Origin of the sequence: Shewanella surugensis, from assembly GCF_023284005.1 — a bacterium.
GTDB classification, from domain to species: Bacteria; Pseudomonadota; Gammaproteobacteria; order Enterobacterales; family Shewanellaceae; genus Shewanella; species Shewanella surugensis.
In genome coordinates this window covers 1-14,586 of sequence record NZ_JAKIKS010000135.1, presented here as the reverse complement: position 1 = coordinate 14,586, position 14,586 = coordinate 1, and the positions used below count along the sequence as shown (strand labels likewise).

18 protein-coding genes are annotated in these 14,586 nt (G+C 40.6%); 3 read left to right on the top strand and 15 right to left on the bottom strand.

The window, feature by feature from the left end:
* Positions 1 to 106: 106 nt before the first annotated feature.
* The 10 genes from L2764_RS22665 to queA all read right to left on the bottom strand — a co-directional run bounded on the left by L2764_RS22665 (position 107) and on the right by queA (position 9,785).
* Positions 107 to 496, bottom strand: coding sequence for an HIT family protein (locus L2764_RS22665; RefSeq protein WP_248942602.1), 390 nt, complete (start codon positions 494 to 496; stop codon positions 107 to 109).
* A gap of 50 nt (positions 497 to 546) precedes the next feature.
* Complete coding sequence (locus tag L2764_RS22660) at positions 547 to 1,140, bottom strand: hypothetical protein (protein WP_248942601.1); 594 nt, start codon at positions 1,138 to 1,140, stop codon at positions 547 to 549.
* 762 nt (positions 1,141 to 1,902) lie between these two features.
* Positions 1,903 to 2,448: a YaeQ family protein gene (locus tag L2764_RS22655; RefSeq protein WP_248942600.1), complete on the bottom strand. Its 546-nt coding sequence runs from the start codon at positions 2,446 to 2,448 to the stop codon at positions 1,903 to 1,905.
* Positions 2,449 to 2,529: 81 nt separating this feature from the next.
* A complete protein-coding gene (locus tag L2764_RS22650) occupies positions 2,530 to 3,441 on the bottom strand; it encodes a precorrin-2 dehydrogenase/sirohydrochlorin ferrochelatase family protein (protein ID WP_248942599.1) in 912 nt (303 codons plus the stop codon).
* Positions 3,442 to 3,540: 99 nt separating this feature from the next.
* Positions 3,541 to 3,861, bottom strand: a complete 321-nt coding sequence (locus tag L2764_RS22645; protein ID WP_248942598.1) for a DUF7577 domain-containing protein — start codon at positions 3,859 to 3,861, stop codon at positions 3,541 to 3,543.
* 422 nt (positions 3,862 to 4,283) lie between these two features.
* Positions 4,284 to 5,231, bottom strand: coding sequence for a protein translocase subunit SecF (gene secF, locus L2764_RS22640; protein ID WP_248942597.1), 948 nt, complete (start codon positions 5,229 to 5,231; stop codon positions 4,284 to 4,286).
* Between the two features lie 13 nt (positions 5,232 to 5,244).
* On the bottom strand, positions 5,245 to 7,095 hold the full coding sequence (gene secD, locus L2764_RS22635) for a protein translocase subunit SecD (protein WP_248942596.1): 1,851 nt from the start codon (positions 7,093 to 7,095) through the stop codon (positions 5,245 to 5,247).
* Positions 7,096 to 7,112: 17 nt separating this feature from the next.
* Entirely contained in the window at positions 7,113 to 7,445 is a 333-nt protein-coding gene (gene yajC, locus L2764_RS22630; RefSeq protein ID WP_248942595.1) for a preprotein translocase subunit YajC, read from the bottom strand.
* A 39-nt stretch (positions 7,446 to 7,484) separates the two neighbouring features.
* Positions 7,485 to 8,621, bottom strand: coding sequence for a tRNA guanosine(34) transglycosylase Tgt (gene tgt, locus L2764_RS22625; RefSeq protein WP_248942594.1), 1,137 nt, complete (start codon positions 8,619 to 8,621; stop codon positions 7,485 to 7,487).
* Positions 8,622 to 8,744: 123 nt separating this feature from the next.
* Positions 8,745 to 9,785: a tRNA preQ1(34) S-adenosylmethionine ribosyltransferase-isomerase QueA gene (gene queA, locus L2764_RS22620; RefSeq protein ID WP_248942593.1), complete on the bottom strand. Its 1,041-nt coding sequence runs from the start codon at positions 9,783 to 9,785 to the stop codon at positions 8,745 to 8,747.
* Positions 9,786 to 10,069: 284 nt separating this feature from the next.
* On the opposite strand from queA, the gene L2764_RS22615 reads away from it, so the two are divergent.
* Positions 10,070 to 10,663 (top strand): acyl carrier protein phosphodiesterase, encoded by a 594-nt coding sequence (locus tag L2764_RS22615; protein WP_248942592.1) that lies wholly within the window; start codon positions 10,070 to 10,072, stop codon positions 10,661 to 10,663.
* Between the two features lie 91 nt (positions 10,664 to 10,754).
* Here L2764_RS22615 and L2764_RS22610 read toward each other — a convergent pair whose 3' ends face one another.
* From L2764_RS22610 to L2764_RS28560, 4 genes are all read right to left on the bottom strand, one after another.
* Complete coding sequence (locus L2764_RS22610; RefSeq protein WP_248942591.1) at positions 10,755 to 11,405, bottom strand: cupin domain-containing protein; 651 nt, start codon at positions 11,403 to 11,405, stop codon at positions 10,755 to 10,757.
* Positions 11,406 to 11,489: 84 nt separating this feature from the next.
* On the bottom strand, positions 11,490 to 11,855 hold the full coding sequence (locus L2764_RS28570) for an SDR family NAD(P)-dependent oxidoreductase (protein WP_312018379.1): 366 nt from the start codon (positions 11,853 to 11,855) through the stop codon (positions 11,490 to 11,492).
* Positions 11,852 to 12,040, bottom strand: a complete 189-nt coding sequence (locus L2764_RS28565; protein ID WP_312018378.1) for an SDR family NAD(P)-dependent oxidoreductase — start codon at positions 12,038 to 12,040, stop codon at positions 11,852 to 11,854. Before L2764_RS28565 ends, L2764_RS28570 begins: the two co-directional genes overlap by 4 nt.
* Entirely contained in the window at positions 12,028 to 12,255 is a 228-nt protein-coding gene (locus tag L2764_RS28560) for an SDR family NAD(P)-dependent oxidoreductase (RefSeq protein ID WP_312018377.1), read from the bottom strand. Before L2764_RS28560 ends, L2764_RS28565 begins: the two co-directional genes overlap by 13 nt.
* 152 nt (positions 12,256 to 12,407) lie before the next feature.
* On the opposite strand from L2764_RS28560, the gene L2764_RS22600 reads away from it, so the two are divergent.
* Both L2764_RS22600 and L2764_RS22595 read left to right on the top strand, forming a co-directional pair.
* The gene (locus L2764_RS22600; RefSeq protein WP_248942590.1) at positions 12,408 to 12,938 is read left to right on the top strand and encodes a TetR/AcrR family transcriptional regulator; all 531 of its coding nucleotides are present in this window, start codon (positions 12,408 to 12,410) and stop codon (positions 12,936 to 12,938) included.
* 100 nt (positions 12,939 to 13,038) lie between these two features.
* Positions 13,039 to 13,707 (top strand): RluA family pseudouridine synthase, encoded by a 669-nt coding sequence (locus tag L2764_RS22595; RefSeq protein ID WP_248942589.1) that lies wholly within the window; start codon positions 13,039 to 13,041, stop codon positions 13,705 to 13,707.
* Positions 13,708 to 13,741: 34 nt separating this feature from the next.
* Here L2764_RS22595 and L2764_RS22590 read toward each other — a convergent pair whose 3' ends face one another.
* Positions 13,742 to 14,068 carry a hypothetical protein gene (locus L2764_RS22590; protein ID WP_248942588.1) on the bottom strand — a complete coding sequence of 109 codons (327 nt, stop codon included), beginning with the start codon at positions 14,066 to 14,068 and terminating at the stop codon, positions 13,742 to 13,744.
* Between the last annotated feature and the right edge of the window lie 518 nt (positions 14,069 to 14,586).

Below are 14,586 nucleotides of genomic sequence, written 5' to 3'. Positions count from 1 at the left end.
CGATTACATCGAACATTGCTTGGAACAGCTATCTCCCCCCAACTGTGATCTCAATAGTCTCTTACCTTGGCATGTTAATCTAAGCAAGGCGTAGTTCGCCGGACGCTCACAATCCTTCTAACGACTTGCGTAAGTCATTTATATTTTGAATTCCCAAATTACTGCTCTGCCAACCAAACTTATCACCGTCGAAACGTGGGAATATATGAAGGTGATAATGCCCTAAATCATTAAACTTACCATTATTTTGAATAAAGCTGATGCCATCAGGGTTAAACTTAGAGTCCAACCGACGGTATAAATCTCTAACCACTTCATTTATCTCTATAAATACTAACTCGGGAACATCAATGAAATTTTCATAGGGAAACGTTGGGGCTATAAGTAAATGCCCAAAGTTAATAGGATCATGGTCCGCAAAAGCAATAACGTTAGCTGACTCGAAAATGATAACTGCATCTATTTCACGACTAACTATTAGCTCAACTATCGTCATATTTTCCTTATACTTTCGATTTGGCTTATAACGCTTCACTCAGCGGCCGCTTAAGCTGTCCGCTGCAGTGACTTGTTAAGGCCATGTTTACACAAATATGCTGATAGCGCTTTATAATTATTAAGATGGTCTGCCGAATAAGCGGGCAGAACAAAAAGTCCTAATTTCGAGGCTAACGTCAACATTCCTAGACATTCCTCTTGGCTTTTATACTTAAAGTGGATAGTCCAATAATCCTCAAACCAAAACTCAACACCTAAACCTGCAAACACTAGGTTGGTAGAGTCAACCTCGTTAAATAAGTTCGATACATATTCCCCCGTATCAGCGCTTCCGACATAACGAGAAAACTGTAACTTTTGCTTTGAATTGCGACCAATATATTTGTATTTCAATGGCTGCTCCAACTCGACAAGCTCAGTCAGAAAACTTTTTATAGCTTCGTCCCAAGCCAGTTTTTGATCATCGGTAGCATCAGTAATAATATTGAACGAATCACTTTTATAAAGCCAATGATCGAACACCGTTAAAGCCGCCCAACTGAAGTCTTCGGATGTACAGTCCTCGTTATACTTCAAAAGAAATGAGAACTTCTTAGAAAGTTGTTCATTTTCAATTTTGGATATATTTAGAAAATCTCTCATAAGGGCCTTAACCTTTATATAGTACGTATGCTCGATTAACTCACCTGTTACTTAACAAGCTAATTAGTACACTTCACCAAAGAAAAGAGAATACTTAACTAACTATATTTATTACATATTACAACATTTAATCTATTAAACATAGCGAATCACTAGCCCGCAAAATACCACCACAACATTACCTTTGTAAACACAATGTTTAATTTAACCGTGAAAGATAGATCCCACTCACAACTTTCATTTCCATCTTACAAAATAGCGCTTAGTCACATAAACATCCAACTCGAAGTAACACACTACTTTTATCTTTGCTTTTAGATCCCCCATCGAAATTGCTGAAATGCGCTCAACAAAATCATGTGAAGCGTATAGGGATATACGGTTAGCTTTCGCGGGACAGGACGTTCCATCGGAAGCGTTAATGATTTTTTGGATAAGCATGAAGCGTGTATCTAATAGCAGGTAATTTCGTCTGGGGCGGCAAAGATGATCCAAGAGGGGATTGCTGTTGATCCCCTTTTGGTCCAGTGTGAATGGAAACTCACGACTTTTCTTTATATAAAACACCAGAAGCAGATAATCAACATCAATAAAGTGACAAGTAAAATAACCTTACCGAATAGCCTTTAGCACTAAAAACTAACGTCTAAATAGCCCATAGTAAGTACTCACACTTACCCTCTCAGAGGCAACCTTCAATTAAGCCCAGCTTAATCAGGGCTTAATAGTAACAATCACCCTTCATTTGATGGCATGAAAAAATCAGCCACCTTTTAAACATTCCAGCTCAACACACACACTGGTTGTATCATTTGACAGCCAAACCTGACCTTCGCTGATATTGTATTGCAATGCCATATTACGGCTCACCAACGTGGCCATTTCTTTTACACTGTCCTCGGGAATATTGTATATTTCCAAATTATCAAAGCGGGCTAATATAGCTTCACTTTGCTGCCACCAAATAGGCACACTGCGGCCACCATAAGTATATAAAATGACTTTTTTCGCGCGACCGCACGCTTTTCTGAGCCATTTTTCATCGCTTTGACCAAATTCGACCCACAAGTCTATCTCGCCATTAAGCTGTTTATCCCACAGCTCAGGCGCATCATCATCGCCACTTAATCCTTTAGTAAACGTTAAAAATTCACTGGCATTAATGGCAAATGCGAGTAAGCGCACCATCATGCGCTCATCCGTTTCTGAAGGATGTTGTGCTAGCATCAGTTGATGATCTTGATAATAATGCCTATCCATATCGGCAATTTGCAATGCCGTTTTAAAAATTGTCGCTTTCAATGCCATAATGCTTGCACCTTGTAACCCTAACGTCTTCATTCCAATAAACAACGCAGTTTACTTAAACAAGAATAAAAAACAACGCATTTAAAGTGAGCCTGGCCTCAAATATTTCGCCATAGGAAAATGCGCTTGTAATGCGATGACTCTCACCTTATCTGAAAAAATCAAACACCGATCTCCTTGACCATACTGATACTCAAGCTGACTAAAAGGCAATAATGACTCACGCCTAGCATCACGTCGTATGAGTTCCGTCAGTGCCACAGGTAATCGCTCATCCGCATAAACAACATCTAATTTTTGTAATAAAGATAAAGCCGCAATGGGTAACCAATCAATATTCGTCTCATTATCAATCAATAATATTTCGCCGTCGACCACCAAGGTCTCATACGACTGCTCGTATCGCACAGGGGTCTGATGATCAAATTTATCCCCATTGACGGTGAAAAAACGCTCCCAAAATAAACGTCTCGCTTTAAAAGAGGGTAATCTCTGTTGCACTTCAACTCTTTTTCCAGCAACAAAATCAAATAAAGGGGCTAAGGATTGTGGCAGCCAAGACTCTAAGCGCCCCCGTAATTCTCGAGCAAAAACCGGCGCAGCGCCTGCAGTACTGATGGCTATTTGAAGTTTGTCTCGATCAATGATTGAAGGGGTAATAAAGCGGCAGTCTTCAGGACTATCTACCACATTGACTAAAATATTGTTCTCTTTCGCAATAAGCGCTAACTGCTTATTTAAACGCTCATCAGCCGTGGCAATATAAATTAAATCCCAACCTTGGATATCTTGCTCACTCACCGCTCTTTGCTCAATAGACACCTTAGGCTCACTCTCAAATGCCTTAACCTCATCACAAACGGCTAACGCAATAATATGAACATTTGCCTCAGTGCGATTTAGCAGCTCAAGCTTTCGGCTAGCCACTTCTCCTGCACCTATCATTAATACATTCAGATCATGGGTATCGATAAAAAGGGGAAAGTATTGCATAGAAGGGTCCTATTGTAAGGTAGGCCACTATTGTTACTCGAAACACTAAAATTTTAAATACACTTCACTAAAAAAACGCGAATATCCCCCTAAACACTGCTAGGGGTATTTTTTCACACATTGTTCTGATGTACAGTTCCAGCATAACTCAAAACTCGATTCATTCACTTCATGGCAGTTAACACATACCCACTGAGGGCCTTTAGAGTCTAACGACGCTAACTGTTTACAGGCTAAGTCATACTGAGATATTTTCACCCACAGTTCAACATTTTGAACCCCAACAGGTAACTCTCCAGCACCACCAAGTAACGCTTCGCCTTTCAGCTCAACGCAGATCCCAGAGATCTCCAACAATCCCTTCCAAGTATGAGCTTCTAACAAATTACCATCTGTCAGCATGCACCTTCTCTCTTCCATGTCAGATCCCAATGTCATATACATTTTAAGCTTAGTCAAAATACGTTTTAATCGAACGAAAATCACATTCAAACAAGCTTATTATTTAACCATGCTATGCCTAAAATAGACTGTTTGTCGAGTAATGTTTTTCGAACACTGACTCTCAATTAAGCCAGTGATAACAATAAAACAGACGATTATCACAAGGCAATCACAGAATATTCATCCATTGAAAAACAAAAAACCAGCTTAAAGTCGACGACATTCTACCACCAAACGCCCCTCCCGAGGCTTAACAATATGAAAATGTAACTGCCATACCCTCATCAATAAACAGTCATCCTATAAAATCAGTGACCATCATCAAGGCCATAAAAGATACAAAAAAGCCACCTCTATAAAGGTGGCTTTTTATTGCTCATGGACTCAATACACTCTCATTAAGGCGTAAGAGTATTTTGATCGGCACCTTCTTTTTCTACTTCCACAGGCATCATATGCTCACGATTAATCCCAAGCTTAATCGCCAGTAAACTTGCCACGTAAATAGAAGAAAAAGTCCCCACAAAAATCCCCATAAGCAATGCTGTCGCAAAGCCATGGATCATCGTACCGCCTTTTAAAAACAGCGCAATAACCACAATTAACGTCGTTCCCGTCGTTATAATGGTTCGGCTCATGGTCTGTGTAATCGAAATATTGACCACATCTATTGGCGTGTTTTTTCGTAATTTCAAAAAGTTTTCACGAATACGATCAAATACCACAATCGTATCATTCAGTGAATAACCGACAACCGTTAATAAACCCGCTAAAACGGTTAAATCAAAATCTAATTGAAAGACTGAAAACACCCCAAGAGTCACAATCACATCATGAGCCAGTGCTGTTACCGCACCCACCGCTAAGCGCCATTCAAATCGAAAAGACACATAGATAAGAATACAGATGAGCGCAGCCAGTACCGCTAAGCCACCTTGTTCAGCCAGTTGTTTACCCACTTGTGGGCCAACAAACTCAACGCGCTTTTGCACCACACTAGGATCTAAGCTTGTGGCAATAGACATCACTTGAGCCACTTGTATATCACTTTTCACCCCTTGTTTAACGGGTAAACGTATGAGTACATCACGGCTTGAACCAAAATGTTGTACCACCGAGCCATCGGTTTCATCTGACGTTAATCCACTGCGGATCTGAGCAAGATCGACCACTTGAGTAAAACTCAGTTCAACAACCGTGCCCCCCGTAAAATCCAATCCCCAGTTAATGCCTTTCGTTGCTATTGATGCAAGAGAACTCAGCACTAAAATAGCGGATATACAGCTCACTGGTATAGCATGGCCCAAGAAGTTGATTGTGCCTTTAAATGAAAAAAACTGTAACATTTCAACTTCTCCTTTAAATGGGTAGTGTTTTCACGCGCTTACCACCCCAGATTGCGTTCACAATCGCACGCGTTCCAACAATAGCAGTAAACATTGACGTAGCAATACCTATCATTAACGTCACAGCGAACCCTTTCACTGCGCCTGTCCCGACGGCAAATAAAATCAGTGCGGTAATAAAGGTGGTAATATTGGAATCAGCAATGGTTGAAAATGCATTAGCATAGCCTTCATGAATGGCTTGCTGTACGCTACGACCTGCGCGTAATTCTTCACGAATACGCTCGTAAATCAATACATTACCATCAACAGCCATCCCCACTGTTAACACCATACCCGCAATACCCGGTAAGGTCAGTACAGCACCTGGGATAAGCGACATCACGCCAACAACCATCACCACATTCGCCATTAATGCTAAATTGGCAATTAAACCAAAGGCGCGATAATAAATAATCATAAACACAAGTACTACGGCCAGTCCCCAAGCCATGGCTTGTAAACCATTTTGGATATTTTCAGCTCCCAGACTTGGGCCAATGGTGCGCTCTTCGACAATCGAAACCGGGGCGATTAATGCACCCGCTCGCAGCAGTAAAGACAGGTTTTGCGCTTCAGTATGATCAAGTCCCGTGATAACGAAATTACGTCCAAGACGCTGATTGATAGTCGCAACCGAAATCACTTCTTCAATCTTTTTCATTTTCACGCTGCCATCAGGGTTATGCTGCCCCTCATCTTTATACTCGATGTATAAAGTGGCCATCGGCTTACCGACATTGTCTTTGGTCACATTAGAAAATATCGTGCCGCCTTTCGCATCCAAACTAATGGCTACTTGAGGACGGCTATATTGATCAAAGGTGGCTTGAGCGCCTTGAATATGATCGCCCGTTAGCATGACGGCTTTCTTCAACACAACATAACCACCATCACGGCGTTGATAAAGCTCATCCCCAGCTGGCACTCGGCCTTTCATCGCGGCCTCTAAATCAGCGTTTTCATCCACCATATGAAATTCTATCGAAGCCGTAGCCCCTAAAATTTCTTTGGCTCTAGCCGTATCTTGAACACCCGGCAGCTCAACGATAATACGTTCAGCGCCTTGCCTTTGAACAACAGGCTCAGCCACACCTAATTCATTAACACGATTACGTAACGTGGTAATATTTTGCTGCAGTGCATCTTCTTTAATTTGCTTAAGGTAAACTTCACTTAAACGCGCCACCAACAGATAACTATCATCTGTGGACTGATCGTTAAAAACCATGTCCTTACTGCGCGTTTTAAGGAAGCTTTCTGCTTTAGCGAGAGCATCGGCATCACGAAACTTAATTTCGATGCCTTTGGTGCTGTTACGAATACCCGCATAGCGGATCTTCTCAGTCCGTAACTCTGTTCTAAAATCAGCAACTTTAGCTTCCGTCATCTTACGGATAGCTTCTCCCATGTCCACTTCCATTAAGAAATGCACACCACCACGAAGATCCAGACCTAGCTTCATGGGAGATCCTCCCATGTCTTCAAGCCATTTAGGTGTCGCTGCCGCTAAATTTAACGCCACCGTATATTTATCACCTAATGCTGCCGAAATCACTTCTTTAGCAAGCAACTGTTGCCCGCCATTAGTGACGCGAACCAGTAATTGCCCATTTTCAAGCTCAGAGCGCATTACCTTAATATCATTTTTTTCTAGAACATCGTTAACTCTTGACTGAGTCGATGCGTTCACCTCTGCTCCACGAGTCGCGACCACTTGTACCGCATAGTCTTCACCGAAAAGATTGGGGATCGCATAGAATGCACCGATGGCAATAATAATAATCACCATCAGATTTTTCCACATAGGGTATTTATTTAACACACCATCGCCCTCTTGGCTTATAGTGACTTAATTGAGCCTTTTGGTAATACGGCTGCAATATAATCCTTTTTAATTGTAATTTCGTTAGTTTCGTTAATCGCTAACAACACATAATCATTTTCATCGCTGATTTTAGCAATCTTGCCTAAAATGCCACCACTGGTCAGCACTTCATCTCCTTTGCTTAAAGAGCTCATTAAACCCTTATGATCTTTAACTCGCTTAGATTGAGGACGGAAAATCATGAAATAGAAAATGAGACCAAATATGACCAACATAATCACTAATTCCATGGTCCCACCTGCGCCAGTTGTTGGTGCATCGGCTGCATACGCATTTGACATAAACATAGTGTTCTCTTCTTATTTATCAGATTAAAAGTTAATTGATTAGTTTTTTGCTAACTCTGGAACTGCTGGCACTTCTCTGCCCTGACGAGTATAGAAATCCTCGACAAACACATCCAAGGTCCCTGCTGCAATAGCACCCCGTAGACCCTCCATTAGCCTTTGATAATAACGTAAATTATGCATCGTGTTTAGTCGTGCACCTAAAATTTCATTACAACGGTCTAAATGATATAAATATGACCGTGAATAATTCTTACAGGTATAGCAATCACAATCTTCGTCTAAAGGTGCGGTATCATCACGATGACGGGCATTACGAATTTTAATCACCCCTTCACTGGTGAACAAATGACCATTACGCGCATTACGTGTTGGCATCACACAATCAAACATATCAACGCCACGGCGTACACCTTCGACTAAATCTTCCGGCTTACCCACGCCCATAAGATAACGCGGTTTATCTGCTGGGATTTGAGGGCAAACATGTTCTAAAATCCGATGCATGTCTTCTTTGGGCTCACCAACTGCAAGACCCCCTACCGCATAACCGTCAAAACCAATATTGACTAAACCATTGAGACTTTCATCACGCAAATCTTCATAAACCCCACCTTGAATAATACCAAATAGGGAATTAGGGTTTTCTAAACGGTCAAATTCATCACGTGAACGCTGCGCCCAACGCAATGACATTTGCATCGATTTACGCGCTTCATCTTCGGTTGCCGGATAAGGCGTACACTCATCAAAAATCATGACAACATCAGAACCCAAAGAATTTTGTATTTGTATTGATTTTTCAGGATCTAAAAATATTTTTTCACCGTTGATGGGTGAACGAAAATGCACCCCTGCTTCAGTGATTTTACGGATATCGCCCAAACTAAAGACTTGAAAGCCACCCGAATCGGTTAAAATAGGGCGTTGCCAGTTCATGAAATCATGTAGGTCGCCATGCTTACGCATGATTTCTTCACCCGGACGTAGCCATAAATGAAAAGTATTCCCTAATAAAATGTCGGCGCCCGTTTCACGGACTTCTTCAGGCGTCATCCCTTTCACTGTACCGTATGTGCCCACAGGCATGAAAGCAGGTGTTTCAACCGTTCCACGTTCAAACACTAAACGACCACGACGAGCACGTCCTTGGGTTGTATCTAACTCAAATTTCATTTTCTACCTTACCAGATAAACAGTCTGGCCTAAAAAACCCAATATATTGAGTTCTGTGTTAAATATAAACAATGAGATAACAAACTCTCATAGGTAACTGAACGTAGTCTAAAACAAATGACACTATTTATTCAGCTTTTTAGTGACAAACATCGCATCACCATAGCTAAAAAATCGATATTTTTGTTCAATGGCATGTTGATAAGCCTGCTTCACCTCTTCGACACCCGCAAACGCACTCAATAACATGATCAAAGTCGATTCAGGTAAATGGAAGTTGGTCAGCATGGCATCAACCACTTGAAATTCTATACCGGGATAAATAAAAATATCGGTGTCGCCTTTAAAGGCTTCAAGTTCACCTTCACAGGCTCGGGCCGCACTTTCAAGTGAACGAACAGAGGTCGTTCCAACTGCTATCACCCGTTTCCCATTGGCTTTCGTTTGATTAACCATATCCACAACATCTTGAGGCACTTCAGCCCACTCAGCATGCATCTTATGCTCAAGAATATTATCCACTCTGACAGGTTGAAAAGTGCCGGCACCCACATGTAAGGTCACAAATGCCATATTGACACCTTTGTCTTTTAACATGGCAAGCATATCATCATCAAAGTGCAACCCCGCTGTTGGCGCAGCAACAGCACCTGGGGTTTTATTATAAACCGTTTGATAACGCTCTTTATCTGCATCTTCATCAGGACGGTCGATATAAGGCGGCAGTGGCATATGCCCAACAGCCTCAAGCACCTCTAAAATGGTTAATTCAGACTCAAGTTCAAGCTCAAACAACGTATCATGACGCGCTCTCATTATCATCTTATAGCCACCATCAAGCATGATAACCGCATCTACTTTCGGTGACTTTGAACTTCTTACATGCGCTAAAATCCGTTTATCATCAAGCATACGCTCGACTAAAATTTCGAGTTTGCCGCCAGACGCTTTTTTACCAAACAAACGCGCAGGGATCACTCGGGTATTATTAAATACCATCAAATCACCCGCATTCACTTTATTCAATAAATCTGAAAACTGTAAATCAACAATCTGACCATCATTGCCACTTAAATTAAGTAATCTTGATGCAGTCCGCTCTTTTGTTGGATAACGAGCAATCAATTCATCAGGTAAGTCAAAGGAAAAATCGGCAACGCGCATGAATAATCTCTACTTCTTTAGCTAAATCGGAGGCTAGTCTATGGTGACAGACTAAGAAGATCAACAATTGACAGCATTTTTTGCCTCTGGCGTGAATAAAGCCACCAAAAACGAATAAATCCCCTTCTTTTACTCGCCATCCACTTTTAGGCATATCAATAGCGAAAGCTATCTCTGAGCACATCTAAAAATACACCATTTAGGCGGTTTGGGCGTAAATAAACGTTCTTTTTAATCCTTGCTCATGTTAACGTAATCATTAGATTTCACCTGCATGTTAACCTATGAATTTTCTGTCGCACCTGCATTTAGCCGATAATAGCCACACTTCCCTTGCAGCCAATCTCGCTGGAGATTTTGCTAAAGGTCATATTGATAATTATCCTAAACATTTACAACAAGGTTTATGGCTACATAGGCAAATTGATCAGCTCACCGACGGTCATGAATTAATTAAAGAGCTTATCAGTGCTTTTCCAAAGCAACATCGCCGCGTGGCCCCTATTTTAATTGATTTAGCCTTTGATCATATGTTGGCAAAATATTGGGCAGAATACCATCAGCAGTCATTGAGTGATTTTACCCAAAAAGCTTATGATGATTTAGACGCTTGTCCTCAATTACCCAAACAACTTTGTGAAATACTGCCTCGTATGCGCAGTGAAAATTGGCTTCTCAGCTACACTTCACGACAAGGTTTGAATCAAGCCATTGGCTCAGTGGCAAACCGTCTCTCCAAACCGGAACTGTTCACTGATAGCACCTGTATTGTTGAACGTTTAGATCTGGAAATTGAAACGGCTTTTCGACTATTTTACCCACAATTAATGGCATATACACGGATCTGGGTGCGTAAAACACCTGAGCAATATTTATAAACAGACTCAATTTATAAAGAGCCCTTTATCAAAAATCAGTCGCTAAGATATTGTCTTTAAAAACGCTCTACAGCGCTTATCGGATAAGCGCTTATACTATTAACGAGCCCGTTTTGACTAAAATAATCGTCTCTTCTTTTACAAAGGGATGATGCTGGCTCATATGAGGACTGCGTAACCAGCTATATTCAGGATACTGTCCATATTCATCCATGAAAATGCCGGATAACACAAAAATTTCTTTACCGCCAAAATGCACATGCGACTTAAAAACTTCATTCTTAGGCCATTTAACCAACGCAGTATGCTCACCCTCAAATTCATGTAATGGCATCACACTCAAACCGCCATAGCCTTGCTGCCAAGCAGTATCACGAGTATTGATTCGAACACTTTGCCGATCCCGCTCACTAAATTGAGCCAATTTAACAAACAACACGCACCCCTCTCGACTAAAAGGACGGTGACGACTGTTTGATGGGTTACGTAAATAACTGCCAGCGGGGTGATCCCCACTTTCATCCGAAAATATACCTTCAAGCACAAAGATTTCTTCGCCTCCTACATGCGTGTGAGCAGGAAAATAGTGGTTAGGTGCATAACGGACCAAACTTGTGGCATGACCTGACTCAGCCGCTTCTCTAGTCAACCTTTTACGTGCAACACCTTCAACAGGGCTATCAAGCCAAGGCTCTCGCTGCGTATGAATAACCACTTGCTTTGAAAAATTCATATTAAGCATTTTATTTTCCTCAACACCTCGTCTACAAGGCTTTTCATTCCAGCGGGATCCGACATCTTTATACCTTACGTTATTCCGATGCCATTAATGACGACCCGCCATGACCCCGCCATCCACATTCATGATGGTTCCGGTGATCCAACTTGCTTTTTCAGATAATAAAAATTCAATGGCATCGGCAATATTCTGTGGTGTGCCAATATGACCTAGCGGATGAAACGCATTAAACCCCTGCAACGTTTCCTCTATTTTCTCTTCGGCGATAAAGGATTTATAAATAGTCGACATCACAACGGCTGGAGCGACCGCATTCACTCTGATCCCATATTCAGCCAATTCTATCGCTAGATGTTTAGTCAATGCATGTAAACCCGCTTTTTGCATAGAATAAGCAGAAGAAGGCGTTGCCTTCACCGCTTGATGAGCCCACATTGAGCCAATATTCATCATACTCCCCCCCCATGATGCTGCATGTTTTTTGCAACCGATTGAGTAATAAAAAACAACGCCTTATTAATATCTAACTGATGACCATAATCTTCTTTTGAGTGCTCTAAGAAACTCACCGGTTTAAAAAAGCCTGCCGCATTGACCAAATAGTTTATATGACGCGACTCATTCTCTAATCTAGCCACCAAATGATAACAGCCTGTTTATCATATAAATCCACTACCTTGGTCTCAACATCCCCAGCCGTTTTCAGTTCCAATGCAAGCTTAGCTTGAGCCAACTTAATCGGATCATTAGCTAAGATAATGACACTATAACCTTGTATTAGCAGCCTTTCAGCCACTTCTTTTCCCATACCACTTGAACCACCAACAACCAATGCGACTGTATTACTCATCATATTACCCTCTCAAAACAAACTACCTACCGATAGGTAGGCCCTGTCGTAACAATATGATCCCAGCACAACAATGTCAACACCTACCTTCTGGTAGGTAGAAAAAAGTGATATGATAGGTGGGAATAAAAAGATCACTGAGAAGAAGAAATAAAATGTCATCGACTGTAGAACGAATTATAGAAAATGCAGAGTCTCAAATCAGAACAGGGGGTTATAATGCCTTTAGTTTTAGAGCAATAGCCAAAGCCATTGGAATACAAAGTGCGAGCATTCACTATCACTTTCCAACCAAACCCGATCTTGCCATCGCTGTCGCCAACCGCTATACACAGCGTTTTATCCAACAACTCGATGTCATAAAAAACAATAATGCTCATCCCAAAGAGCGTTTAGCGCCTTATATCGACTTATTTCGTCACGCCATTAAGATCGATAAAAAAATGTGCCTTTGTGGGATCTTAGCCAGTGAGACCGATGCTTTACCTGAATTATTACAACTCGAAGTAAAACGTTTTTTTGAATTAAACCTACAATGGATCTCAGCACATTTATTGACAGAGGAGAAAAATGCAACAGCTCAAGCCTCTCAATTATTGGCAAGCTTAGAAGGAAGCTTACTCATATCTAAGATCATGAAATCTGATGAAGTATTCAACATGGTATCCAACCAATTATTAAATTAAGTCACACTTTGAAGCGAAACAACACCTATTTTGTTGATCACAGTGTGTTAAAACGCCTCTTTTTTTGCTAAGCTCCGCCCGCGCAATTAAAGGAGAGATAATGCAAATATTTACCTACCAACCACCTAACCTTCCTTGGTTAGATTTACGTTATATTGACAGAGATATTATCGTTATTAATAAACCTTCCGGCTTATTATCAAACCCAGGTATCGCTGATCACACTTACGATTGCGCTTTAACCCGATTACAAACTCTGTTTTCAGGCACCATCCTTGTGCACCGCCTCGATTGTGCAACCTCTGGTATTATGGTATTTGCACGCAATAAAAAAGCAGAATCTCACTTGAAAACACAATTTCAAGACAGGCAAACAAAAAAAATATACATAGCTATAATTCAAGGAATATTAAAAGATAACAAGGGAGAAATCCATGCCGCTATCACTCCTGACAGAAACAATCCACCCAAGCAAAAAATAGCCGCTCAAGGCGAAGGAAAAGTAGCAACAACCTACTATAAAGAATTAGTAAAAGGAACAAACTCCACTTTAATTGAGCTCACTCCGATTACTGGACGAACTCACCAATTAAGAATACACATGTTATCTATCGGCCACCCCATTTTAGGTGATGATTTTTATGGGACTGAAGCTTCAGAGCAAGCAGCGAAACGATTACAACTTCACGCCCAAAGTTTAACTTTCACCCACCCTTATACAACAAAAGAAATGACATTTAAAAGCTCACATTCATTCTCAATCGAATAAAAATAACGTATTAAAATTAATGCTATATATTTAATTACAACTTTCTAGCTGTATAAAGACAAACGTTATCATTCCAACACTTAAGTCGATTGTCTGTAGTCAACACAAAATATTCTTCAAATAAGTTTTCTCCTTTTGTTTCTAACTTCATACCTTGAGCGACTTTAGTGACCGTTAATTCATCAAGACTATGGCAACCATCTCTATACCAAGTCTCTAAAAACCAAGCATCGTTTTCTTGGAATAATGTTAATTTTTCACCTAACAAAGGGCGCTCATCTACCCAACGACCCAGTATTTTTCGCCCTTCTTTTTCTAAATCTTGCCAAAATAAGCGTTTACGCTTGTCAACAACGGGCATACTATCACCTCTGATTTTATCATCATGTAGTCATCACCAAAAAGGAGCCGTAGTCATTAAATATAAAAGTAACATCGCTTTTTCAAGTCTAGTCACAGGCTAAAAAAAAACAAAAAATTCAATGAGAACATTCACAAAATGTAACATTATCCATGAGAATAAAAAACCATTAATTTAATATTTTTATGCATTAAGGCCATCACTAATAAATAAAAAAACAAATACGAAAGCATATCCTCAAATAATGTGATAAATCAGCGGTAAACAATAGGTAAAAGGACAGATCAAAACAACTTGCCGTTTTCGGACTGCATGCTAAAAAATAACACTCATTATCCCAAGTCCATTGAAGATGCATGTTTCAGAGCGCCTAAAATGGCTCAATTCAAGACATATGATTGAAAGAAGAGTTATTGTCAAATGTGGTGTATCAATGAATCGTGATGTTCTGTTTGATCTTGAGTGATCCGCTCACCATCTTTAAATTGAATACCTGATATGACATCAGCAAGCAGCTT

Coding starts and splice junctions, on each gene's coding strand:
- L2764_RS22665 (WP_248942602.1), bottom strand. CDS start 496: ATGACGATAGTTGAGCTAATAGTTAGTCGTGAAATAGATGCAGTTATC.
- L2764_RS22660 (WP_248942601.1), bottom strand. CDS start 1,140: ATGAGAGATTTTCTAAATATATCCAAAATTGAAAATGAACAACTTTCT.
- L2764_RS22655 (WP_248942600.1), bottom strand. CDS start 2,448: ATGGCATTGAAAGCGACAATTTTTAAAACGGCATTGCAAATTGCCGAT.
- L2764_RS22650 (WP_248942599.1), bottom strand. CDS start 3,441: ATGCAATACTTTCCCCTTTTTATCGATACCCATGATCTGAATGTATTA.
- L2764_RS22645 (WP_248942598.1), bottom strand. CDS start 3,861: ATGGAAGAGAGAAGGTGCATGCTGACAGATGGTAATTTGTTAGAAGCT.
- secF (WP_248942597.1), bottom strand. CDS start 5,231: ATGTTACAGTTTTTTTCATTTAAAGGCACAATCAACTTCTTGGGCCAT.
- yajC (WP_248942595.1), bottom strand. CDS start 7,445: ATGTTTATGTCAAATGCGTATGCAGCCGATGCACCAACAACTGGCGCA.
- tgt (WP_248942594.1), bottom strand. CDS start 8,621: ATGAAATTTGAGTTAGATACAACCCAAGGACGTGCTCGTCGTGGTCGT.
- queA (WP_248942593.1), bottom strand. CDS start 9,785: ATGCGCGTTGCCGATTTTTCCTTTGACTTACCTGATGAATTGATTGCT.
- L2764_RS22615 (WP_248942592.1), top strand. CDS start 10,070: ATGAATTTTCTGTCGCACCTGCATTTAGCCGATAATAGCCACACTTCC.
- L2764_RS22610 (WP_248942591.1), bottom strand. CDS start 11,405: ATGCTTAATATGAATTTTTCAAAGCAAGTGGTTATTCATACGCAGCGA.
- L2764_RS28570 (WP_312018379.1), bottom strand. CDS start 11,855: ATGATGAATATTGGCTCAATGTGGGCTCATCAAGCGGTGAAGGCAACG.
- L2764_RS28560 (WP_312018377.1), bottom strand. CDS start 12,255: ATGATGAGTAATACAGTCGCATTGGTTGTTGGTGGTTCAAGTGGTATG.
- L2764_RS22600 (WP_248942590.1), top strand. CDS start 12,408: ATGTCATCGACTGTAGAACGAATTATAGAAAATGCAGAGTCTCAAATC.
- L2764_RS22595 (WP_248942589.1), top strand. CDS start 13,039: ATGCAAATATTTACCTACCAACCACCTAACCTTCCTTGGTTAGATTTA.
- L2764_RS22590 (WP_248942588.1), bottom strand. CDS start 14,068: ATGCCCGTTGTTGACAAGCGTAAACGCTTATTTTGGCAAGATTTAGAA.